At 65.5% G+C, this 20,480-nt stretch carries 18 protein-coding genes; 11 read left to right on the top strand and 7 right to left on the bottom strand.

All coding sequences use genetic code 11. The features are described 5' to 3' along the window. Positions 1–32: 32 nt before the first annotated feature. The 3 genes from N4264_RS10070 to N4264_RS10060 form a co-directional block, all read right to left on the bottom strand. Positions 33–1,238, bottom strand: a complete 1,206-nt coding sequence (locus N4264_RS10070; protein WP_261696901.1) for an argininosuccinate synthase — start codon at positions 1,236–1,238, stop codon at positions 33–35. 58 nt (positions 1,239–1,296) lie between these two features. Next, entirely contained in the window at positions 1,297–2,313 is a 1,017-nt protein-coding gene (locus tag N4264_RS10065) for an N-acetylornithine carbamoyltransferase (protein WP_261696900.1), read from the bottom strand. A gap of 356 nt (positions 2,314–2,669) precedes the next feature. Next, positions 2,670–3,206 carry a glycine zipper 2TM domain-containing protein gene (locus tag N4264_RS10060; protein WP_261696899.1) on the bottom strand — a complete coding sequence of 179 codons (537 nt, stop codon included), beginning with the start codon at positions 3,204–3,206 and terminating at the stop codon, positions 2,670–2,672. A 233-nt stretch (positions 3,207–3,439) separates the two neighbouring features. On the opposite strand from N4264_RS10060, the gene cysS reads away from it, so the two are divergent. Together cysS and N4264_RS10050 are read left to right on the top strand one after the other, a co-directional pair. After that, positions 3,440–4,825: a cysteine--tRNA ligase gene (gene cysS / locus N4264_RS10055; RefSeq protein WP_261696898.1), complete on the top strand. Its 1,386-nt coding sequence runs from the start codon at positions 3,440–3,442 to the stop codon at positions 4,823–4,825. Then, positions 4,822–5,256 carry a SufE family protein gene (locus N4264_RS10050; protein ID WP_261696897.1) on the top strand — a complete coding sequence of 145 codons (435 nt, stop codon included), beginning with the start codon at positions 4,822–4,824 and terminating at the stop codon, positions 5,254–5,256. Before cysS ends, N4264_RS10050 begins: the two co-directional genes overlap by 4 nt. A gap of 77 nt (positions 5,257–5,333) precedes the next feature. Here N4264_RS10050 and dksA read toward each other — a convergent pair whose 3' ends face one another. Beyond that, positions 5,334–6,368, bottom strand: coding sequence for an RNA polymerase-binding protein DksA (gene dksA, locus N4264_RS10045; protein WP_261696896.1), 1,035 nt, complete (start codon positions 6,366–6,368; stop codon positions 5,334–5,336). Positions 6,369–6,512: 144 nt separating this feature from the next. On the opposite strand from dksA, the gene yidD reads away from it, so the two are divergent. The 4 genes from yidD (at position 6,513) to N4264_RS10025 (ending at position 12,286) form a co-directional block, all read left to right on the top strand. Beyond that, on the top strand, positions 6,513–6,788 hold the full coding sequence (gene yidD / locus N4264_RS10040) for a membrane protein insertion efficiency factor YidD (RefSeq protein WP_425508344.1): 276 nt from the start codon (positions 6,513–6,515) through the stop codon (positions 6,786–6,788). After that, complete coding sequence (locus N4264_RS10035) at positions 6,748–8,082, top strand: dihydroorotase (protein ID WP_261696894.1); 1,335 nt, start codon at positions 6,748–6,750, stop codon at positions 8,080–8,082. Before yidD ends, N4264_RS10035 begins: the two co-directional genes overlap by 41 nt. Next, on the top strand, positions 8,079–8,951 hold the full coding sequence (locus N4264_RS10030; RefSeq protein WP_261696893.1) for a M23 family metallopeptidase: 873 nt from the start codon (positions 8,079–8,081) through the stop codon (positions 8,949–8,951). Before N4264_RS10035 ends, N4264_RS10030 begins: the two co-directional genes overlap by 4 nt. Before the next feature lie 410 nt (positions 8,952–9,361). Then, entirely contained in the window at positions 9,362–12,286 is a 2,925-nt protein-coding gene (locus N4264_RS10025) for a TonB-dependent receptor plug domain-containing protein (RefSeq protein WP_261696892.1), read from the top strand. Positions 12,287–12,499: 213 nt separating this feature from the next. On the opposite strand, the gene folE2 is transcribed toward N4264_RS10025, so the two are convergent. Both folE2 and serS read right to left on the bottom strand, forming a co-directional pair. Further along, positions 12,500–13,471: a GTP cyclohydrolase FolE2 gene (gene folE2, locus N4264_RS10020; protein ID WP_425508321.1), complete on the bottom strand. Its 972-nt coding sequence runs from the start codon at positions 13,469–13,471 to the stop codon at positions 12,500–12,502. 222 nt (positions 13,472–13,693) lie between these two features. Then, positions 13,694–14,971 carry a serine--tRNA ligase gene (gene serS / locus N4264_RS10015; RefSeq protein ID WP_261696891.1) on the bottom strand — a complete coding sequence of 426 codons (1,278 nt, stop codon included), beginning with the start codon at positions 14,969–14,971 and terminating at the stop codon, positions 13,694–13,696. A gap of 143 nt (positions 14,972–15,114) precedes the next feature. On the opposite strand from serS, the gene N4264_RS10010 reads away from it, so the two are divergent. From N4264_RS10010 to N4264_RS09990, 5 genes are all read left to right on the top strand, one after another. Further along, complete coding sequence (locus tag N4264_RS10010) at positions 15,115–15,786, top strand: PDZ domain-containing protein (protein ID WP_261696890.1); 672 nt, start codon at positions 15,115–15,117, stop codon at positions 15,784–15,786. Positions 15,787–15,979: 193 nt separating this feature from the next. Continuing rightward, entirely contained in the window at positions 15,980–16,306 is a 327-nt protein-coding gene (locus N4264_RS10005; protein WP_261696889.1) for a hypothetical protein, read from the top strand. Positions 16,307–16,319: 13 nt separating this feature from the next. Further along, positions 16,320–16,628 (top strand): EF-hand domain-containing protein, encoded by a 309-nt coding sequence (locus N4264_RS10000; RefSeq protein WP_261696888.1) that lies wholly within the window; start codon positions 16,320–16,322, stop codon positions 16,626–16,628. 24 nt (positions 16,629–16,652) lie between these two features. Then, on the top strand, positions 16,653–17,006 hold the full coding sequence (locus N4264_RS09995) for a DUF4398 domain-containing protein (RefSeq protein ID WP_261696887.1): 354 nt from the start codon (positions 16,653–16,655) through the stop codon (positions 17,004–17,006). 196 nt (positions 17,007–17,202) lie between these two features. Next, positions 17,203–18,099, top strand: coding sequence for an OmpA family protein (locus N4264_RS09990; protein ID WP_261696886.1), 897 nt, complete (start codon positions 17,203–17,205; stop codon positions 18,097–18,099). A gap of 67 nt (positions 18,100–18,166) precedes the next feature. Here N4264_RS09990 and N4264_RS09985 read toward each other — a convergent pair whose 3' ends face one another. Beyond that, positions 18,167–20,146, bottom strand: coding sequence for a multicopper oxidase family protein (locus N4264_RS09985; RefSeq protein ID WP_261696885.1), 1,980 nt, complete (start codon positions 20,144–20,146; stop codon positions 18,167–18,169). Positions 20,147–20,480: the final 334 nt, after the last annotated feature.

The following is a 20,480-nucleotide window of genomic DNA, read 5'->3' as shown; positions in this document are numbered from 1 at the left end:
ACTTGCCCTCGTGTGTACGCATCGGCCGCACCTCAGTCACCCTGGCCGCGATTGACTTCAGCCCACAGCGTCGAGCTCATGCCGTAGAGACGGATGAATCCCTCGGCTTCGGCCACGCCCCAATCCGCCGACTGCGCATACGTCGCACCCTTGGCATTGAGTATGTGCGGCGAACGCACCGCGACGGCATTGACAGTTCCGCCCACGGATTCCAGCACGACCGTGCCGTTGACGCAGCGCTGGCTGGAGGCCAGGAAGGCTTCCAGGTCAGCCTTGAGGGGATCGTGGTAGAAGCCCTCATACACCAGCTCGACCCAGCGCCGGGCGATCTCGGGCTTGAAGCGGTTCTGCGGCCGCGACAGCACGGCCTCTTCCAGCGCGCGATGCGCGGCGAGCAGGGAAACCAGGCCGGGCGCCTCGTAAATGATGCGGCCTTTCAGGCCGATCGTCGTGTCGCCCGTGTAAAGCCCACGCCCGACACCGTAGGACGCGAACAGTGTATTGAGCCGGGCGAGGATGGCATGGCCCGCCATGCGCTCTCCGTTGAGCGCCACCGCCTCGCCCTGCTCGAATACGATTTCCACGTGCAATGCCTGTGCCGGCCATTCGGAGCGCGGTGCGCACCAGCCGCGCGCGCCCGGCCCGGGAATTTCCCAGCGGTCGATCTCGCCGCCGGACATGGTCAGCCCGAGGAGGTTCTCGTTGATCGTGTAGCTCTTCTGCTTGGCGCGCACCGAAAATCCGCGGTCTTCCAGATATTTCTGCTCGTACGCCCGCACTTCCTTGTGTTCGCGCTGAATCTCGCGGATCGGCGCAACGATGGTGTAGTCGCCGAGGGCTTTCACCGCAAGGTCAAAACGCACCTGGTCGTTGCCCATGCCGGTGCAGCCGTGCGCGATGAGGGTCGTGCCGAGCTCGTCGCAGCGTTTGAGGGCGGCTTCGACAATGAGATAACGATCGGACACCAGCAGCGGATACTGGCCCTGGTATCCCTCGCCGGCCCAGACGAAGGGTTTGACGAATCCGGACCAGATTGCCGGACCACCGTCGACCGTGACGTGACTGGCGGCGCCAAGCTCGGTGGCGCGCGCCTCGATATAGGCCCGCTCCTCGGCGTCCACGCCCCCCGTATCAGCAAATACGGTGTGCACCGTGTAGCCGCGTTCGCGCAGATAGGGAATGCAGAAACTGGTATCCAGTCCGCCTGAAAATGCCAAGACGATATCTTTCTGACTCATGACGTGTTCCTGTCGGCCGCTTCGCGGCAGCCGGATGGGTTGAATAAAGGGGCTGCGTTCAGCGCGAAGGCGTGTGCCGGGCCAAGGCTGCCATGACGGCTTTCTGCACATGCAGGCGGTTTTCCGCCTCGTCGATCGCGATGCAGGCCGGCGAGTCCATTACGGCGTCGGTCGCTTTGATATTGCGCCGCAGCGGCAGGCAATGGCTGAAGACGCCGTTGTTGGTCAGCGCCATTTTTGCCTCGTCCACAATAAAATGTTTGTGCGACTGGCGGATCGGGGCCTCGTCCTGCCAGCGGCCGAAGTACGGCAACGCGCCCCAGCTCTTGGCGTAGACGATATCGGCGCCGCGGTAGCTGTCCTCGATATCGTGGCTCACCCGCAGCGAACCGCCGCTCTCGGCAACGTTCTGGCGGGCCAGTTCCATGTAACGCTCGTCCAGTACGTACTCGGGCGTCGGGCACAGCAGCGTCACGTCCATGCCGAAACGCGTGGCGATCAGGAGCGCCGAGTTTGCCACTGCCGTGTTGAGGGGTTTGGGGTGGTACGTCCAGGTCAGGACGTATTTCTTTTTGTCCAGATTGCCGAATTTCTCACGCAACGCCATCACGTGCGCGAGCTCCTGGCACGGATGCGTGATGGTTTCCAGGTTGATCACCGGCACCGTGGCGTACTTCGCGAATGCCTTGATGACGCGGTCTTCGCGGTCCACTGACCAGTCCTGGAACTTCGGAAACGCCCGCACGCCGATCAGGTCGACGTAGCGCGACAGAACGCGGGCTACTTCGGAGACGTGCTCCTCGGTATCGCCGTCCATGACGGTGCCCAGGTCGAACTCGATCGGCCAGGCATCCTTGCCGGGCGCCAGCACGACCGCATGCCCGCCCAACTGATGGGCGCCCAGTTCGAAACTGGTGCGCGTGCGCATGGAGGGGTTGAAGAACAGCAGGGCAATGGACTTGCCCGCCAGCTGCTGGCCGAAGCGGGAATGCTTGAAGGCGACGGCCTGGTCCAGCAACGCGTCCAGCTCGGCGCGTGACCAATCCTGCGTGGTGAGAAAGTGGCGAAGTGACATCGGAAGCCTCGGCAGAAGGTGGGGGACTTCGCTCGCCGGGCTTGGGACCACAAACAAAAAACCCGGCGCGAAGGCCGGGTTTTTGTCGGAAACTGATGATGCAGTGCGACGACCTACCCGGCTGGCAATGGCGGGAACGGTCGACGCGCACGCGACGTCATGCCAGCAGCCATGCGGGCGCTGGTCAGGATATCGGCGTCGGCGTAGTTCGCGCTCATGCTGCCTCGGGTGGGGTGGACGCCGGGATCATTACACGGAAGTTTTCCGCGGCGCAACAATACATGGGAATATGCGGCAGCGTCCGACGCACGCCCGGCGGGTCGGCCAACACAAGGCTGCCGGCCGCATCCCGTCGGTTACTCGGCCGGCGTGACGCTGACCCGTACGCGGATGCGCTCGCCCGGATCGTAGTCGAGGCGCGACATGTAGGTTTCGCCCCGATAACGGTACTCGACGTCGTAGCCGTTCACGCGACGCTCTTCGTAGCCGCCATCCACTTCACGGCAATGGCGTTCGGTACTGGTGTAGGTGCGGTCATCGCGCCGGGCCGCGCTGTTGCCGATGGCGCCGCCGGCGACCGCACCGGCAATGGTGGCCGCCTTGCGCCCGTCGCCCTTGCCGACCTGATTGCCCAGCGCGCCACCGATGATGGCGCCGAGCACCGTAGCGCCGGTGTTGTTGCCCCGGCCGTCTTCGCGATGGGTCACGCGCTCGTCATAGCACTCGCGCTCGGGGCGGCTGACACGTTCATAGGTATAGATCGGATCGACGCGGACCACATCGGCCCAGGCGTAGTGCACTGCCTCGTCGGAGCGACCCCGGTCTTCCTGGGCGCTGACTGTCTGGCTCATGACGAGCCCGGCGGCGAGGATAAGCAGCAACGTACGCGACATCGTGATCTCCGGAAGGCAGAGGAACGGTACGACACACCCATGGGCCGCGTGGACGGAATTGATTCCGCGCCGGATCGGAGCGTTCCACCATGGACTTGAATGAGAATTTAACTGACCGAGCCTGAATCTGCGATAAGGCGTACGGGACCGGACCGCCTCCCCTGCGGGCGGCGGGTACCTGGGAATGTCCGCCCGCACTGCTAGACTATTCATCTTATTCAGAGTCGACGCCGATGACCTTTCGCCTGTACAACACGTTGACCCGCCGGGTCGAGGAATTCACGCCGCAGAACCCCGACCGGGTCACCCTGTATGTCTGCGGGCCGACGGTCTACAACTATGTCCACATCGGCAACGCCCGGCCGTATGTGGTATTCGGACTGCTGGCCCGCTTGCTGCGGCGCCATTTCCCGAACGTCACCTACGCCCGCAACATCACCGACGTCGACGACAAGATCAACAACGCCGCACGCGAAGCCGGCGTGCCGATCGGCACCATTACCCAGCGTTACGCCGCTGCCTATCGCGAGGACATGGGGCGGATCGGCGCCGATGCGCCCGATGTCGAGCCGCACGCGACCGATCACATCCCACAGATCATCACGATGTGCGAGAAGCTGATCGCCAGCGGCCATGCCTACGCGGCCGAGTCACACGTGCTGTTCGATGTATCGAGCTATCCGGAGTACGGTCATCTCTCCGGCCGCTCGCTGGAAGACATGATCGCCGGCGCCCGCGTCGAAGTGGCGCCGTACAAGAAGAATCCCGCGGACTTCGTACTGTGGAAGCCCTCCACACCCGACCTGCCGGGCTGGGACAGCCCCTGGGGCATCGGCCGCCCCGGCTGGCACATCGAATGCTCGGCCATGAGCGCCACTCACCTGGGCGAGACCATCGACATCCATGCCGGCGGCGTCGACCTGCAGTTCCCGCACCACGAAAACGAGGTCGCGCAGAGCACCTGCGCGCACGGCGGCAAGGTGTTTGCGCGTTACTGGATGCACAACGGCATGCTCACCATGGACGGCAAGAAGATGTCCAAATCGGTGGGCAACACGGTGGTGCTGCACGAGCTGCTGGGACTCTATCCCGCGGAAGTGCTGCGCTACGTCCTGCTCAAGGCGCATTACCGGCAGCCGCTGGACTGGTCGGAGGGCGCGCTGCGCCAGGCGCGTGCCACGCTCGACGGCTGGTATGGCGTACTCCGCGACCTGGCCGACGTCCCCGTCGAGATCGACCACGACGCCGTACCGGCCGAGTTCGAGACCGCCCTGCTCGACGATCTCAATACGCCCGAAGCACTGGCGATCATGGCGCGCGTCGCCGATGCGGCGCGCAAAGCCATCGGTACCGACCAGGCTGCCGCCGCCAAGCGCGATCTCCTCGGCTGCGCCCGGATGATCGGCCTTGCCACCGGCGAGCCCGAAGCCTGGTTCAAGCAGGGCGCCAGCAGTGGCGTCGACGCGGCGGCCATCGAACAGCTGATTCTCGATCGCAACGCCGCTCGCGCCGCCCGTGAATTCGCCAAGGCCGACGAGATCCGCAAGACGCTGGCGGACATGGGTGTCACGATCGAGGATGGCGCCCAGGGCACGCGCTGGCGGGTGGCGTCGCAATGAGCGAAACCAGTGCCATGGCCGCCGAGGCAGCGCAGGACGCGATCATTGACGAATTCGCCTTTTTTGCGGACTGGACCGAACGCTACCAGTACCTGATCGACCTCGGCCGCAAGCTGCCGGAATTTCCGGATGCCTGGAAGACGGACGCCCACAAGGTGCATGGCTGTCAGTCACAGGTCTGGCTGGTACCGTCGGGCGATGCGGGGCGCCTGGAATTCGCGGCGGTCAGCGACTCATCCATCGTCACCGGCCTGATCGCCCTGTTGCTGCGCGTGTACTCCGGTCGTTCGGCCGACGCGATCGTTTCCACCGAGCCCCGTTTCATCGAGGCCATCGGGCTGGCCAAGCATTTGTCGCCGACGCGGTCGAACGGCCTTGCCGCCATGCTCCAGACCATCAAGCAGCACGCCCGCGCCACCCTCACCGCCTGATCCCGCTCCTGCCGTACCCCGGAAAAACAACACCCCGCTCAAGGCGGGGCGTTGCAGGGGCGTGCATGCGATCGTGATCAGTCGCCCATCTGGCGCTGGCGGTGTTCCCAGCGCTCCTGCGCATCAAGGCACAGCGTGGCGATAGGACGGGCCTCCAGACGCTCCAGGCCGATATCCTCATCGGTCTCTTCGCAGTAGCCGTAGCGTCCTTCTTCGATCCGCTTGAGCGCCTTGTCGATCTTGGCGATCAACTTGCGATAGCGGTCCCGGGTACGCAGCTCCAGGGAGTTTTCGGTCTCGCGGGTCGCCCGCTCGGCTTCGTCGCCGATGTCGCGGACTTCCTCGCGCAGGTTGTCGATCGTCTGTTTCGATTCCTCGACCAGCTGGTCCCGCCACTCCCGCAACTTGTTGCGGAAGAAGGCAAGATGCATGGGATTCATGTACTCCTCATCCGACGACGGGCGGTAGCCCGGCGGAAGGTCAATGTGTGTGGTTGCCGCAAGAGCGTAGCGGCCGCCTTCCATGGTGATTCCGGCCTCGGACGCGGTCGGCGCAATCACTCCTTTACCTTTTGCTTTCTTGGACTCTTCGGTAATCACTTGCTTAGTCGATTTGCTGGTGGTGTCTTGTTTGACGGGCTCCGACGTTACCGCCGGCTGCGAGGCCGGCCCCGCTGCGGCGGCCGGCTTGGGGTGCTCCGCCAACTTGGGTGTCGAAGCAGGTGCGGATGCTGCTGGCGCCGCGACCGGCGCTGGCTTGGAAACCGTAGGAGCGGGCTTGGCGGCGGATTTCGCCGTGACCGGTTCCGACGTCGTCGGCTTGGCGGACTTGGCTGCCGCGGCGGGAGCCTTGGCTGCCGGTTTCACCGATTTCGTTGCGACTACTGACTTGCTGGCCGGTGGGGCCGGCTTGACCGCCTTTGCCACCTTCGTCGCCTTCGCGGCATTTGCCACCTTGGCCGGTGGCGCCGCCTTCTTGACGGGCTTGGCAGTCGTCTTGGCTGCAACCTTGTTCTTTGCCGGCGCGACTGCTTTGGTCGCGCTCTTGCTGCTGACTACGGCTTTCCCCTTCGCAGCAGGTTTCTTCGCAGAACTACGCGTGCTTTTCGCCATTTCCGTTCACCGTTGTGGCTAGGCGGCGGCGTGTTATAGCCTAAGTCGGTAATGCCGGCAACCGCCGGAAATCCTCGCCAGATCAACGCCTGGCCCCATCGGATCACGCCGCCAGTGTCTCGGCTAATACTCCTTTTGCTGGGCATGTACAAGCGCTTGCTCAGTCCTCTGCTGGGCTCGCGATGCCGCTATCATCCCAGTTGCTCGGACTACGCCCGGGTCGCCGTCGCACGCCACGGGGCGGGGCGCGGCTCGCTGCTGGCGGCCTGGCGGCTGCTACGCTGTCATCCCTTCAGCGCCGGCGGTATCGATCCGGTGCCGACTGATTTTACGTTCCGTCATCGCCCACCCGCGGCCCCGACGCCAGAGAACCCTCTCCATGAAGAATTGGCTGATTCAGAACGCCCTCCTCGTCAATGAAGGCCAGCGCACCGTCAGCGACCTGCGTATCCGCGACGGCCGGATCGACACGATAGCGCCGGGGCTGAGCGGACGCGCCGACGAAACGGTGGTCGACGCCACCGGATTGTGGCTGCTGCCGGGCATGATCGACGACCAGGTGCACTTTCGCGAGCCCGGCATGGAATACAAGGCCGACTTCGCCACCGAATCGCGCGCCGCCGTGGCCGGCGGCATCACCAGCTACATGGAGATGCCCAATTCCAAGCCAACCACCACCACGCTCGACGCACTTGAAGACAAATACGCCCGCGCCGCGGCGAAGTCGGTGGCCAACCACGCCTTCTACCTCGGCGCCACCAACGACAATCTCGAGGTGATCCGCGCGCTGGATCCGAAGGCCGCCTGCGGTATCAAGATCTTCATGGGCGCCTCGACCGGCAACATGCTGGTGGACAACCCCGATACGCTCAATGCGATTTTCCGGGACGCCCCGACGATCATCGTCACGCATTGCGAGGACACTCCGACCATCGAGGCCAACCTGGCTGCCGAGCGCGAACGCTACGGCGACGCGATTCCGGTCGGACGCCACCCGTACATCCGGTCGCGCGAGGCCTGCATAAAGTCCACCCGGCTGGCCATCAGCCTGGCGCAACGACACGGGACGCAACTGCATGTCCTGCACATCACGACCGCCGACGAGCTGGCCCTGTTCTCGCCGGGACCGCTGCAGGGCAAGCGCATCACCGCCGAAACCTGCATGCACTTCCTGCACTACAGCGAAGAGGACTACGCGACGCTGGGCAACCAGATCAAGTGCAACCCGGCCATCAAGTCCGCGTCTGACCGCGACGCCATCATCGCCGCCGTCCGTGAAGGCCGGATCGACGTCCTGGCCACCGACCATGCACCGCATACGCTGGAGGAGAAGGCCCAACCCTACGAGAAGGCGCCGTCCGGGCTTCCGCTCGTGCAGTTCGCGCTGCAGTGCGCGCTGGAGCGCCATTTCGACGGCCAGCTGAGCCTCGAACGGGTCGTGGAGTGCACCAGCCATGCACCGGCGAACCTGTTCCGGGTCAAGGAACGGGGCTTCCTGCGCGAAGGCTACTGGGCCGACCTCGTCCTGGTCGATCCGCGCCGCCCGCACAGGGTCAGCCGTGACCAGGTGCTGTCCCGCTGCGGCTGGTCGCCGTTTGAAGGCACCACGTTCCGTTCGTCGATCACGGCCACCTGGGTCAACGGCCATCGTGCCTGGCACCAGGGCCAGCTCGACGACAGCCAGATGGGCAAGCGGCTGGAATTCGCCCGATGAAGCGACCGGTGGAATGGGCGCTGGCCTTGGCCGCGGCAACGTCGCCAGGCGCCTGGGCAGACGCTGGCGTCATCGATTTGCCGAACACCGTGCAACAGGGGCAGCTCGTCGTGGGCCACGTCCCCGCCGGAAGCCAGGTGAAGGTCGGCGACCGCACACTGGCCGCCGGCGCGGACGGTGTCATTGCGTTTGGCATCGCCCGCGACGCGCCGGAACGCCTGGTCGTATCCGTGTCACTGCCCCGCGGCCAAGCGGTCGAGCACGCACTCGCGGTCACGCAGCGCAGCTACGCGATCGAACGTGTCGACGGGCTGCCGCAGCGCACCGTCACGCCCGATCCGGAGACCGAGAAGCGGATCGCCGAGGAGCAGGCACGGGTTGCCCAGGCGCGCCAGCGGAACGACCCGCGGACCGACTTCCTGGCGGGATTCGCCCGGCCCGCCGAAGGCCGCATCAGCGGCGTCTACGGCAGCCAGCGCGTCAATAACGGCATACCGAAGTCGCCGCATATGGGCCTGGACATCGCCGTGCCAACCGGTACGCCCGTGAAGGCGCCGGCCGGCGGCGTCGTCAGTTTCGCCGATCCAGACCTGGTCCTGACCGGCGGCACCGTCCTGGTCGACCATGGCCATGGCCTCACCAGCGCCTTCGCGCACCTGAGCCGCATTGACGTCGTCGTCGGCCAGGCCGTGGCGCAGGGCGAGGTTCTGGGCGCCGCGGGCGCGACGGGGCGCGCCAGCGGGCCGCATGTGCACTGGGGATTCAACTGGTTCGATGTCCGGCTGGACCCACAGCTACTGCCTGCCACCGCGGAAAAAGCTGCGCCAAAGGGCGGAGCGGCTTCCGGACCGGCCGGCCGGCGTCGCTAACCCTGCTTCCCCGGCCCGGGGGCGTCGCCGGGCAGAAAAGTTCGGCCCAGTACGGCGACAGAATGACGCGACGACAGTGGGCGACGGAAGTACGTGAAATCGGGGGTTTTTTTTCGGATTTCAGCGAACTTTCGACGTCTACCAACCGGCATATCGACGTGGATTTCGGCCAATCCATATCCCAAGACCACAAAAACGGCAAAAGACACGCTATACAAATCGGTCAGACCCCGTTACCTTAATAAATGCTTCACATTTGGCGCAGCCTGCTGCGTCTGGTTGTAAGTCCGGGGTGTTGGGGTTTGTCACGACGGCCTGGCTGGTTCCTCGCGACCAGAGTCGTTCTTTTTCGCCGAAAAAGTACGATGACTTACGTACTTTGACCTGACCTGTTCATGGGGGCAGTTTTGATGAAATCCCGCGTACTTACCCGTTCCATCACGCTGGCGCTGTACGGCGGTCTCGCCGGCATGCTGGCGCAGAGCGTTGCCATCGCCCAGGAAGAAAAGGGCGAAGAGCTCGAAGCCATCATCGTCACCGGTTCGCGCATCAAGCGCGCCGAAACCGAAACCGCCCAGCCGGTGTTCGCCCTGGAGCGCGTCGACCTGGAACGCACCGGCCTGACCTCGGTCGCTGACGTCCTGACCGACCTGACCAGCAACGGCGCATCGATCGGCCTGACCGTGAACAACGGCAACACCAACGGCACCAGCCGCGTCGACCTGCGTAACTGCGGCTCGAACCGTACGCTGGTCCTGGTCAACGGCCGTCGTTGGGTGCCGGAACTCAACGGCAACGTCGACCTCAGCAGCATCCCGTTTGCCGCGATCGAGCGCATTGAAGTCCTCAAGGACGGCGCCTCGTCGATCTACGGCACCGACGCCATCTGCGGCGTGATCAACATCACCATGCGCGACAAGTTCGAAGGCGCGCAGGCGACTGCCTACGTCGGCGAGAACTCGCACGGCGACGGCCGCCGCACCGCCTATGACCTCACCATGGGCACCAGCAACGACCGCGGCTCCGTGCTGTTCAACGTTGCTTACACCAATCAAGAGCCGATCATGGCCGGTGACCGCGACATCTCGTCGGTCCCGCTGTTCGGCTTCCCGGCGAACACCTCGTCGCCGGGCCGCGCCAGCCCGACCACCCCGTTCGGCAGCTTCAACGTGCCGGACCGCGGCGTGCTGACGCTGGATCCGAGCAAGCCGGGCTGCCGTCCGAACCAGGACTGCACCGACGCCACCGGCCTGTCGGACTTCCGCGTGTTCAACTTCCGCACCGACGGCTACAACTTCACCCCGGTGAACTACCTGGTGCAGCCGCAGGAGACGCAGTCGGTCTACACCCAGGGTCGCTACGACCTCACCGACAACGTCAAGCTCCGCGCTGAAATGCTGTTCAACCAGCGCAGCAGCGAAGCCCAGCTCGCCGCCCAGCCGCTCTCGGGCGTCCGCCTGCACGCGGACAACGTCTACAACCCGTTCGGCGTCACCGTGAACGGCGTGACCTTCCGCCCGACCGTCCAGCCGCGTTCGTTCGCGGTCGACCAGGACACCGTCCGCTACGGACTGGGCCTGGAAGGCAACTTCGGTCTGTGGGATCGCGGCTTCAACTGGGACGTGAACTACAGCTACTCGAACAACGAACTGGTGCAGGTCAAGCGTGGCTTCTTTGACGCCACCCGCTTCGGCCTGGCGACCGGCCCGTCGTTCATCGACGCTGGCGGCGTTGCCCGCTGCGGCACGGCCGCTGCGCCGATCGCCGGCTGCGTGCCGTTCAACCTGACGGGCGGCCAGTCCGGCATCACGCCGGAAATGCTCGCCTACGTCGGCGTGGTTCCGCGCAACATCACCGAACAGCAGACCAAGAACTACACGGCCAACCTGTCCGGCGAAATCGTCGAGCTGCCGGCCGGCATGCTGGCCTTCGCGGCTGGCCTGGAATACCGCAAGGAATTCGGCTACTTCGATCCGGATCCGCTGACCCAGTCGGGCAACGTGCTGGGTGACAACCCGGCCACCGCCACCCGCGGCGGTTACAACCTGACCGAAGGCTTCATCGAACTGGCGGTTCCGGTCCTGCGTGACGTGACCTTCGCCAAGTCGCTGGAATTCTCGGTGGCCACGCGTCACTCCGACTACTCCAACTTCGGCACGACCAACAACCCGAAGTTCGGCTTCACCTGGCGTCCGATTGACGACCTGCTGGTCCGCGGCAACTACGCCGAGGGCTTCCGCGCGCCGTCGATCAACGAACTGTTCGCCGGTCAGGCGACGGGCTTCCCGACCGCCGTCGACCCCTGCTCGCGCAACAGCACGATCTTCCAGGAAAATGCGGACGTCCGCGCCCGCTGCGCAGCAGCCGGCGTGCCGACCAACTACCAGCAGTCGGCGGCCCAGGTGCGTGGCACCAGCGGCGGCAACCCGAACCTGTCGCCGGAAACGGCCCGTACGAAGACCCTGGGCCTGGTCTACAGCCCGGAATTCGTCGAAGGTCTGAACGTCGCCCTGGACTGGTACAACATCCAGATCGAGAACAACATCTCGGCGCGTACCACGCAGCAGATCCTCAACGACTGCTTCGTCTCGAACATCAGCAGCCGTTGCGCCCTGATCTTCCGCGACCTGGACGGCTCGCAGTTCGGCAACCCGGGTGAAGTCCGCCAGGTGCTGGCGACCAACCAGAACTTCGCCTCTGGCCTGGAAGTGGAAGGTTTCGACTTCACCGTCGACTACAACTTCTCGACCGACTACGGCGATTTCAAGGTCAACTGGGACAACGCCTACATCTCGTACTACGGCGACCTGCACCAGCCGGACCGCGGCGTGCGTAACGGCGACGGCGACCCGACCCTGGGCAACCAGATCGGTACGCAGCTGAACAACTCCAGCGCCGGCTCGCTGTGGCGTCTGCAGTCGCGCATCTCCACGACCTGGACCCAGGGCGACTGGAGTGCGACCCTCGGCGCGAACTACACCTCCGCGCTGAAGGAAAACTGCTCGCTGGTGGTCAACACCGCCAACGCGCTGGGCCAGGCCGACCTGCGCAACCTGTGCTCCAACCCGAATCGCGTGATCAACACGTATTCGCTGTCTGGCGCCAACATCGTTGCCCGTCCGTCGCTGCAGCCGCAGAACGAGATCGAAGACGTGTGGTACTTCGACGCGCAGGCCACCTGGCAAGCGCCGTGGAAGGCCAAGATCACCGCCGGTATCCGCAACCTGTTCGACAAGGATCCGCCGGTGTGCTTCTCCTGCTTCGCGAACAACTACGAAACGAACTACCGCGTGCCGGGTCGTTTCTACTACGTGAGCTACCAGCAGAAGTTCTAAGATTCGACAACGTCGCCGCGCCGGTCATCCGGCGCGGCAAACAAGGATGGTTGAGTGAACGGCGCGGGCAACCGCGCCGTTTTTTTGCGTGCGGAGGCTCTCTCCTGCCGTTTCTGCCGGGAACGCGGACGACGGGCACGACCACACCGCCGTTCAAGACGGCAGCGGACGCGTCAGACAAGGAACGGGTCGCCGGCAGGCGACCCTGCGGCGTCAGGCGCCGACGGTGGCGAAGGCGTCGATACCGCCGGTGTAGCCGCCGGTCACGCCCTTGGTGGCCACGGCCACCGCGTTGTGCGGATGCAGGCTTTCAAAGTGCGAGGTACGGACCCAGAAGTCGACGATGCGTTCGTCCGTGTCCAGCGCCTGCTGCACGCGCCGGGCAGCATCTTCGCAGAACATCAGGTTCTGGCCATTCAAGCGGGCGAAGGCCTGCTCGTCGACGCGCTTCACCGCCGTCTGCACCGGTGTCTTGAGCGCCGCTTCGACGCGATCGATGACGTCGATGATCGGCAGGTCGAAGCCCTGCGCCAGGCGGGCGCGCACTTCGGCCGAACTGCGCTGGCTGTGCGGTGTGGCAACAATCCCCTGCTCGCTGCCAAGCCAGGCGACGACGGCGTCGTAGTCCAGCGCCTGGCCACGGGCGAAGTCCTGGCCGAATTTCTCCTGGATCAGCTGGCGCGCCAGCGCCGCCGAGCAGGGGCAGGTACTGGAATACACCACCTCGCAACCCAGCTCCAGCGAGAACTGGCCGCGGTCCATCAGGGCCGTCAACACGATGGGGTACGACTTCCAGCCGCTGTTGTCGCTGACCAGCGCCGGCCGACGGATGAGGTAGTCGAACGCGATCCGCACCATGGCGCGGTCGGAAAGCTCGGCATGGGAATCGAGAAAATCTTTGAGCAGCCGCCGCAGGGAGCACGGGGTCAGCGGCTCGGTCGACAAGGAACGGTCGACATGCAGGTATAACCGCGACATGTGGATGCCACGCACGTCCGGCTTGGCCAGGTTGACATAGGCCGTCACCCGGGCGCCCGACTGCACGCTGCGCCCGTCCGCCAGCGACAGGCTCACCGGTACGTGGATCTCGCCCATGCCGACCCAGTCCAGGGCGCCGGCCACATGGGGGCGGGCATCCTGTGCGACGTCGGGCATGGCGCGGGCGGTATTTTCGGTGTTACGCATGGCAGATCCTCGGGACGCACCGGTGACACGCGGCAACGCCGTGACATGGGGGCGCCGGCAGTGCGTCGCAATAGCTTAGCAGTCGCCCCTGACGCAGTGCCGGCAACGGAGGCCTCCGCTGCCGGCAGCCACTAGGGTAACAGGCCCGGCCTGAGCTTCCCGCCGAATTTTCGTCACGTGCTTAGAACGCTGTGTTCTGGCGACGAACCCGGCCGGTTGCCCTCAGGCGATGGACGATGCACCGCCCATGTACGGCTGCAGCACGGCGGGAACGGCGATGGAGCCGTCGGCCTGCTGGTAGTTCTCCATCACGGCGATCAGGGCGCGGCCCACGGCCACGCCGGAACCATTGAGCGTATGCACCAGTTCGGGCTTGCCCGTCTCCGGGTTGCGCCAGCGGGCCAGCATGCGGCGCGCCTGGAAGTCGCCGCAGTTGGAGCAGGACGAGATCTCGCGGTAGGTGTCCTGCGAGGGCAGCCAGACTTCCAGGTCAAATGTCTTCACCGCCGCAAAACCCATGTCGCCGGTGCACAACAGCATGCGGCGATACGGCAGCTCCAGCAGTTCCAGCACGCGTTCGGCGCAACGGGTCATGCGTTCGTGCTCGGCATCGCTCTCGCCCGGCCTGGTGATGCTCACCAGCTCCACCTTCTCGAACTGGTGCTGGCGGATCATGCCGCGCATGTCGCGGCCGCCCGATCCGGCTTCCGCACGGAAGCACATGGAGTGCGCGGTCATGCGCATCGGCAGGCTGTCCGCCTCGACGATGGTGTCGCGAACGATGTTCGTCAGCGACACCTCGGCGGTCGGAATCAGGTAACGGCGGGATTCGCCAATCTCGGTGGCGAACAGGTCATCCTCGAACTTCGGCAGCTGGCCGGTACCCTGCATCGCATCCGCATTGACGATCAGCGGCACGTTGCACTCCAGGTAGGCATGCTCGTCGGCGTGCAGGTTCAACATGAACTGGGCCAGGGCGCGATGCAGCCGCGCCAGCTCGCCGCGCAGCACGGTGAAGCGGGAGCCCGACAGCTTCGCGCCGGCATCACCGTCCAGCCAGCCTTTGCGCGCCCCGAGCTCGACGTGATCCTTCACGGTGAAATCGAATTGCCGCGGCGTACCCCAGCGGTGCTGCTCGACATTGCCCGATTCATCCGCCCCCACGGGCACCGATTCGTGCGGCAGGTTCGGGATGCGCTGGGCGCAGGTCGCGATCTGCAGCTGAATCTCGGCCAGTTGGGTTTCATTCTGCTTGAGCCGGTCGCCGATGCCGCCCACCTCTGCCATCAGCGCAGCGGCATCCTCGCCCTTGCCCTTGGCCACGCCGATCGCCTTGGACAGGCTGTTGCGGCGGTTCTGCAGATCCTGGGTTTCCACCTGCACCGCCTTGCGGCGGGCCTCCAGGGCTTCCAGTTCGGCCGTGTCGAGCACGAAACCGCGGGTGGTCAGACGGTCGGCGACGGCCGCCAATTGGCCGCGCAGCAAAGCCGGGTCAAGCATGGCTGATCCTTGGCGAAACGCTCAAAGGGCGGAATTATCGGCGCTAGCGCCGCCGCGGCGCAAACCGTACGGCACGTGACGGGCTTTGCATTCCGATCACGGCGCACGGGCGATGCTTCGGTTCTGGAAAAAGGACGTCCCGAATGCACCGAATCCGCCTTTTCGCCCTGCTCTGCCTGTTGCTCTCCGGTTGTGCCACCGTCACGCGTCACAGTGTGGAACCGGGCGCCCACGAACCAGCCGCTGCCCGGCATTTCACCGCCGTTCCCGGGCGCGACCCGGCGGCGCTGGCCGACCTGCGCGCCGCCCCGGCGCCGGAACAGACGGAAGTCCTTGCCGGCACCCAACCCGCCGCGGATGAAGCCAGCCTCGCCACCAAAGGCTACGTCCTGGTGGGCAACAGCCACTTCGGTCCGCAGGACGGCGACCCGGCCAGCGCCATCGCTGAGCAGGCCCGCCGCGTTGGCGCAGATCGCGTACTGACCTACCCGCCCGGCATCACCATCGCGGCTTACTACGTCCGCCTCCGCCTGCCGTTCGGCGCCACCTTCCGCGATCTTTCGGCCTCCGAGCGCCGCCAGTTCAACGGCGGCGTCCGCCTGGGAGACATCGTCGGCGACAGTCCCGCCTCCCGCGCCAATTTGCTGAGCGGCGACGTCGTCCTCACCATCGACGGCAAGGCGGTCGAGAACCGCGCCGCGTTCCAATCCCAACTGCGCGAGAAAATGGGCAAGGTCGTCGTCCTTCGCATCCATCGCAATGCGGAGACAATCGAACGGCGCGTCAAGCTGGGCGCCACCTTCGCCAACCAGTAGCGCCCGTTCCGCCAGCCGCCGCGGCTGCTGCGCTTTGCAACCGCGGTCAAGACTGCCTCTGCAAACTGCCCGGCGCCCCATCCGCGGCATCCCGGCCAATGGCGCGGAGCAGCGGGGAATTCCCCGGATCCGCCCGTTGGCACGGAACCTGTTGTCCTCCTTTCGGCCGAGGTCACTCACCAGGAGCCAGACAATGGAGCGCACTACATCCCAGTCCCGTACCAATACCCACGCCCGGACCATGACGCGCAAGAACGGCAGCGCCATGACCGAGAAAGCGGCGCCAGCCCGCGGGCGTGCCGCCCGGATGGCAAAGGCCCGCGCAGCCCGGACGCGCAAGATCGTTGTTCCCTTGCTCGTCGCCGTTGGCGTCGGCGTCGCGGCCATCGTCGGGACGATGATGCGCCGGTCGTCGACATCGCTGCCCGAGCGACTGGCCGCCAACCTGACGCCACGACTGTCCAAGGCCGCCAGCAGTCTGGCCGAGTTCGGCCGCGACGTTTCGGCCCGCCTGCACTGACGCGGAGGCCGCCATGCGATTCCAACATCCCCTCATCGCCGTATTCCTGATCGGCGGCGCCCTCGGGCTGGCCACCGCGTCCGCCACCCAGTTGCGCGAAACGCGGTACCAGACCCAGGACGGCGAGCTGATCGTCCGCTGGGGCCAGCCTGATCCGCGCCCCGCGGAATCGCGGCCGGCCTTCGAGCAACTCGACAGCGACGCCAACGACAGCATCGACGAGGGCGAAGCCCGTCGTTACCTGACCCTCGCCAACGACTTCGACTACGCCGACCACAACAATGACGGGCGCATCTCGCGGCGGGAATTCGACCGCTGGTGATCGCCCGGCACAGGGAGTGCCCCCATGAAACGACAACTCATCGTGCTGGCGCTGTGCTGCGCGGTCAGCCTGCCCGCCATCGCCGCCAACCGCCGTGACGCCGAGCTGGCCCTTACCGAGGCCCGCACCTCGGTCGAAGCCGCCGAACGTGCCGGCGCCACGGAACATGCCATCACGGACCTGACCGCCGCACGCGACAACCTGGCCGCTGCCGTCGACCGCGCCGACCACCGCGACTGGAACGACAGCATCATGGCCTCCGAGCGCACCCGCGCGGACGCCATCCTCGCCGAGGCCCGCAGCCGGCAGGCCCGCGCCGAGGCGACGACCCGGGAAGTGGAAGTCGCGGTCGAAAGCCTGCGCGCGCAGATTCACTGACCACCACGAGGGCGCAGGGCCGCGCGACGTACTGCTGCAGCGCTACGGATCAAGAAGCGCTGCAGCAGGCGCCCGGCGTCCGCCGCGCCGAACACTGACGGACAGGCACCCAGCGCGTCCCGTCCGGATCAGGGGAACGGAGAAGTCGGGCAGCATTTCCGCGCTCCAAACGACCGACTGCCCACGAGGAATTGCCATGGACCGTCGACCTATCGCCTTTGCTGTGATGTCCGCCGTGATGCTGGCCGGTTGCGCGACCACCCCGGACGGCCCGGCGCCCCAGGTTGTCCGACTGCAATCGGAACTGGATCGCCTGCGCCACGACCAGCGCATCGCCGTGCACGCCGACGCCGAACTCGACAACGCCGAGGCCGCGATTGTCGTGCTCGCACGCGACGGACGCCGTCTCGACCACGAGCTGTTCGACCATGGTGTCTACCTGGCTGACCGCCTGCTGCGGACCGCCGAAGCCGAAGGCCTGGCGCGCTTTGCCGAGGTGCGCGCCCAGGAGCTTGGCACCGAGCGCGAGCGCCTGCTCGCCGATGCGCGCGCACGCCAGATCGACATCGCCCAATTGCGCGCCAAAACCGCCCTCAAGGAGGCAGCCGCCGCCGAACAGCAGGCGCAGAACGAGCGAATTGCCGCCGCCCAGGCGCGCCTGGATGCACAGGCCGCCCGCGCGGAACGCGACGTCCTGCAGGAGAAGCTCGCTGACCTGGAGGCACGGCCTACCCAGCGCGGATTGGTCGTCACCCTGGGCGACGTCCTGTTTGAAACCGGCCGCGCCGAGCTCAAACCCGGAGCCACGCGCAACCTCGACCAGTTGGCCAACGCACTGAAGTCCGACGATGCAGCCACGGTTTCCATCGAAGGCCACACCGACACCGTCGGGGCGCGCGATTTCAACATCGCGCTGTCGCGCGACCGGGCCGAATCGGTGAAATCCTACCTGGCCAATCGCGGCGTCGACATGGCACGGCTGTCGGCCCGCGGCATGGGTCCGGACTATCCGATTGCCGACAACACCAGTGCCAGCGGCCGCCAGCAGAACCGGCGCGTGGAAGTGGTGGTGCAGAACCCGGTCGCCCGCTGAGGTACTTCACCGAACAAACGGGTGGGTACGCCACTATGCGCACCCACCCGATCGGTCACTCAGCGCATCAGTGATGGCCGGTAATGCCGCCGCCCTGGCCATCAGGCAGCACCATGTTGATGTTCTGCATCATGCCCTGGTCCTCGTGATCGAGGATGTGGCAATGCAGGACGTATTCGCCGATGTAACGCTGGTAGCGCGTGCGCATCACGATCTTGTAGTTCTGCTTGACGAAGAGCGTGTCTTTCCAGGTACCTTTGAGGTTGGCGTACTGGGGATCGTTCGGCTCGCCCTTCTCGCTCACGTCATTGCCCGCCGGATCGAGGATCTTCACCACCTGGAACGGATTGACATGGATGTGGAACGGATGGCCTGCCAGCTTGGAGGTGATCGTCCATTCCTCCACTTTCCCCAGGATCAGCGTGCGCGCCTGGGTCGGGTCATAGGAATGGCCGTTGACCTGGAACAGCGGCGGCGTCTGCGTCGTGACGATGTTGAATTCCACATCCTGATAGCCGTTGACCTGTTCGATCGTCGGGTGCGGTACGAAGCTGCCGGTCTGCAGGTTGTCGCCCAGGGCCGCCTTCACCTTTTCCCGCATGTCCGGCCGCATGGACTTGCCGGCCATCGCCTGCAACTGCGTGGTCAGGAATTTGCGGATGTCGCCGCCGACCGGCACGCCCTTGGAAACCAGCACCTTGCCCAGCACCTGGCGGCTCTCCTCGATATTCCCGACGGCCGAGTTGGCTGGCGCGGCCGCGTCGATGACGCAGTACTCGCCCGCTTCGGGAAAGACAACCAGCACGTCGCTGCGATAACCCGGCTGAAGCACGTTCTGGGTCTTCTCGATCATCTGCGCGTGGGTCAGGCCATCTGCGGCGATTTCCCACTGGGGCAGGACGTCACCGGTGCAGTTCTCGTGCGCCCAGGCATCCAGATCCGCGGCGCGGAGTTTGTCGAAGGTCGGCGCATTGGCGCGCATCTTCTTGAACTGCAGGGTGACGGTGTTGCGCACGCCGGCGTGTACGGCACGCCAGCGTTCGAGGCGTCCGGCTGCAACACCGGCAAAGGTGGGCAGAACCTGGCCATTGATGCTGGTGTACCGATTCGACTCCTGCCAACTGTTCGGCCCGAACTGGTCGTAGCTCTCGATGGTGCCGACATCGCCCGGGTCGCACACCCAGGCGATCACCTTGCCGGCGGCGTCTTTCTCCACCTTGATCTGACCATTCTTGTCGCGGCAGGCGTATTGCACCTGCTGGAATTCCAGCACGCGCTCCACGACCGGCTTTCCATCCGGATACACCGACAGCAGGGTGTCGATGTCGCCGTTCTTCTCCGGCGTCGGCTTGCGGCTGCCACGTATGATCAGGGTTCCCGCCATGCCGCTGGACACCTGCAGCGCGGTGGAACCGTGCAGGTGCGGGTGGTACCAGAAGGTGCCGGCAGGGTGGTCGAACGGCACGTTGTATTCGTACTGGAAGCTCACCGTCGGGCGGATCGTCAGCAGCACGTTGTCGCTGTTGCCGGTGGGGCTTACCCACAGGCCATGCGAATGCAAGTTGGTGGAATTGAAGCAATGCGGCGTGTTGATGTCCGGCGGCGTGCAATTGGGTTCCGGCGGCAACTGGTTGTTAAGACCGATGCGCACGGTCTCGCCGGGCTGGATCTCGATCGTCGGCGCGACAAAGGGAATCTTCGGGTTGGTTCCCTTGCCCCGGTAGGAGCGCAGGCGCACCTTGTCATCCCGGCCGGTGGCGGGGTTGTAGATCGTCGATTCGGTGTAGACGATGTCCAGGTCCAGCCGCGCGTCATGCGGCCGGATCTCCGGCAGCCGCGTAAACCCGCTGATGGCGTTTTCGGCGGCGGGCGCGCCGACCGCATCACGCAGAATGTTCGCCAGCACGGGCGGAAGATCCTGCCGCGGTGCATCGGCGCTGGCCGGCGCGACGGCGACCAGGGCGCCCAGCAGCGCCAGCGGCACCGCCGATACGGCGCGGAAACGATATGAACGCGGCAGGCGCGCGCCTGCCGAAACGACCGGCATACCCATAAAGCCCCCTAGCAATGCATGGCCACCGTTGCGGCGGCACCCCGGACTTCGAACGGACTGCCCGGCTACGCTAGCACGAAATCCGCTTTGCCAAAAAGCTAATTGACTCTTTGGCTACCTCTGTAATCTGTCGCACGTCCGCGGTTGGCGACGCATTCTGCCCCGGGGGCGGCGACGGCCATCCAGTGGCGGACGGACCTCCCGGCAGAGGCTCCGGTGCGGTGTCTTGTCCCGGGACAGTCGCCAAAGTGTCGTTTACGGCAAAGATCGGCGGCCGTTCCTGTCGGAAGATAGGCGGTCGCGGAGTCTCGTCCGCCGGGATCGCCCG

This window comes from Tahibacter amnicola (assembly GCF_025398735.1).
Lineage (GTDB): Bacteria > Pseudomonadota > Gammaproteobacteria > Xanthomonadales > Rhodanobacteraceae > Tahibacter > Tahibacter amnicola.
Note: the sequence above shows the minus strand (reverse complement) of the source record. Positions and strands in the feature narration are given on the sequence as shown.

What these genes read in the sequence shown, in the direction of transcription:
- N4264_RS10070 (WP_261696901.1), bottom strand. Translation starts at nt 1,238, where the DNA reads ATGAGTCAGAAAGATATCGTCTTGGCATTTTCAGGCGGACTGGATACC.
- N4264_RS10065 (WP_261696900.1), bottom strand. Translation starts at nt 2,313, where the DNA reads ATGTCACTTCGCCACTTTCTCACCACGCAGGATTGGTCACGCGCCGAG.
- N4264_RS10060 (WP_261696899.1), bottom strand. Translation starts at nt 3,206, where the DNA reads ATGTCGCGTACGTTGCTGCTTATCCTCGCCGCCGGGCTCGTCATGAGC.
- cysS (WP_261696898.1), top strand. Translation starts at nt 3,440, where the DNA reads ATGACCTTTCGCCTGTACAACACGTTGACCCGCCGGGTCGAGGAATTC.
- N4264_RS10050 (WP_261696897.1), top strand. Translation starts at nt 4,822, where the DNA reads ATGAGCGAAACCAGTGCCATGGCCGCCGAGGCAGCGCAGGACGCGATC.
- dksA (WP_261696896.1), bottom strand. Translation starts at nt 6,368, where the DNA reads ATGGCGAAAAGCACGCGTAGTTCTGCGAAGAAACCTGCTGCGAAGGGG.
- yidD (WP_425508344.1), top strand. Translation starts at nt 6,513, where the DNA reads ATGTACAAGCGCTTGCTCAGTCCTCTGCTGGGCTCGCGATGCCGCTAT.
- N4264_RS10035 (WP_261696894.1), top strand. Translation starts at nt 6,748, where the DNA reads ATGAAGAATTGGCTGATTCAGAACGCCCTCCTCGTCAATGAAGGCCAG.
- N4264_RS10030 (WP_261696893.1), top strand. Translation starts at nt 8,079, where the DNA reads ATGAAGCGACCGGTGGAATGGGCGCTGGCCTTGGCCGCGGCAACGTCG.
- N4264_RS10025 (WP_261696892.1), top strand. Translation starts at nt 9,362, where the DNA reads ATGAAATCCCGCGTACTTACCCGTTCCATCACGCTGGCGCTGTACGGC.
- folE2 (WP_425508321.1), bottom strand. Translation starts at nt 13,471, where the DNA reads ATGCGTAACACCGAAAATACCGCCCGCGCCATGCCCGACGTCGCACAG.
- serS (WP_261696891.1), bottom strand. Translation starts at nt 14,971, where the DNA reads ATGCTTGACCCGGCTTTGCTGCGCGGCCAATTGGCGGCCGTCGCCGAC.
- N4264_RS10010 (WP_261696890.1), top strand. Translation starts at nt 15,115, where the DNA reads ATGCACCGAATCCGCCTTTTCGCCCTGCTCTGCCTGTTGCTCTCCGGT.
- N4264_RS10005 (WP_261696889.1), top strand. Translation starts at nt 15,980, where the DNA reads ATGGAGCGCACTACATCCCAGTCCCGTACCAATACCCACGCCCGGACC.
- N4264_RS10000 (WP_261696888.1), top strand. Translation starts at nt 16,320, where the DNA reads ATGCGATTCCAACATCCCCTCATCGCCGTATTCCTGATCGGCGGCGCC.
- N4264_RS09995 (WP_261696887.1), top strand. Translation starts at nt 16,653, where the DNA reads ATGAAACGACAACTCATCGTGCTGGCGCTGTGCTGCGCGGTCAGCCTG.
- N4264_RS09990 (WP_261696886.1), top strand. Translation starts at nt 17,203, where the DNA reads ATGGACCGTCGACCTATCGCCTTTGCTGTGATGTCCGCCGTGATGCTG.
- N4264_RS09985 (WP_261696885.1), bottom strand. Translation starts at nt 20,146, where the DNA reads ATGCCGGTCGTTTCGGCAGGCGCGCGCCTGCCGCGTTCATATCGTTTC.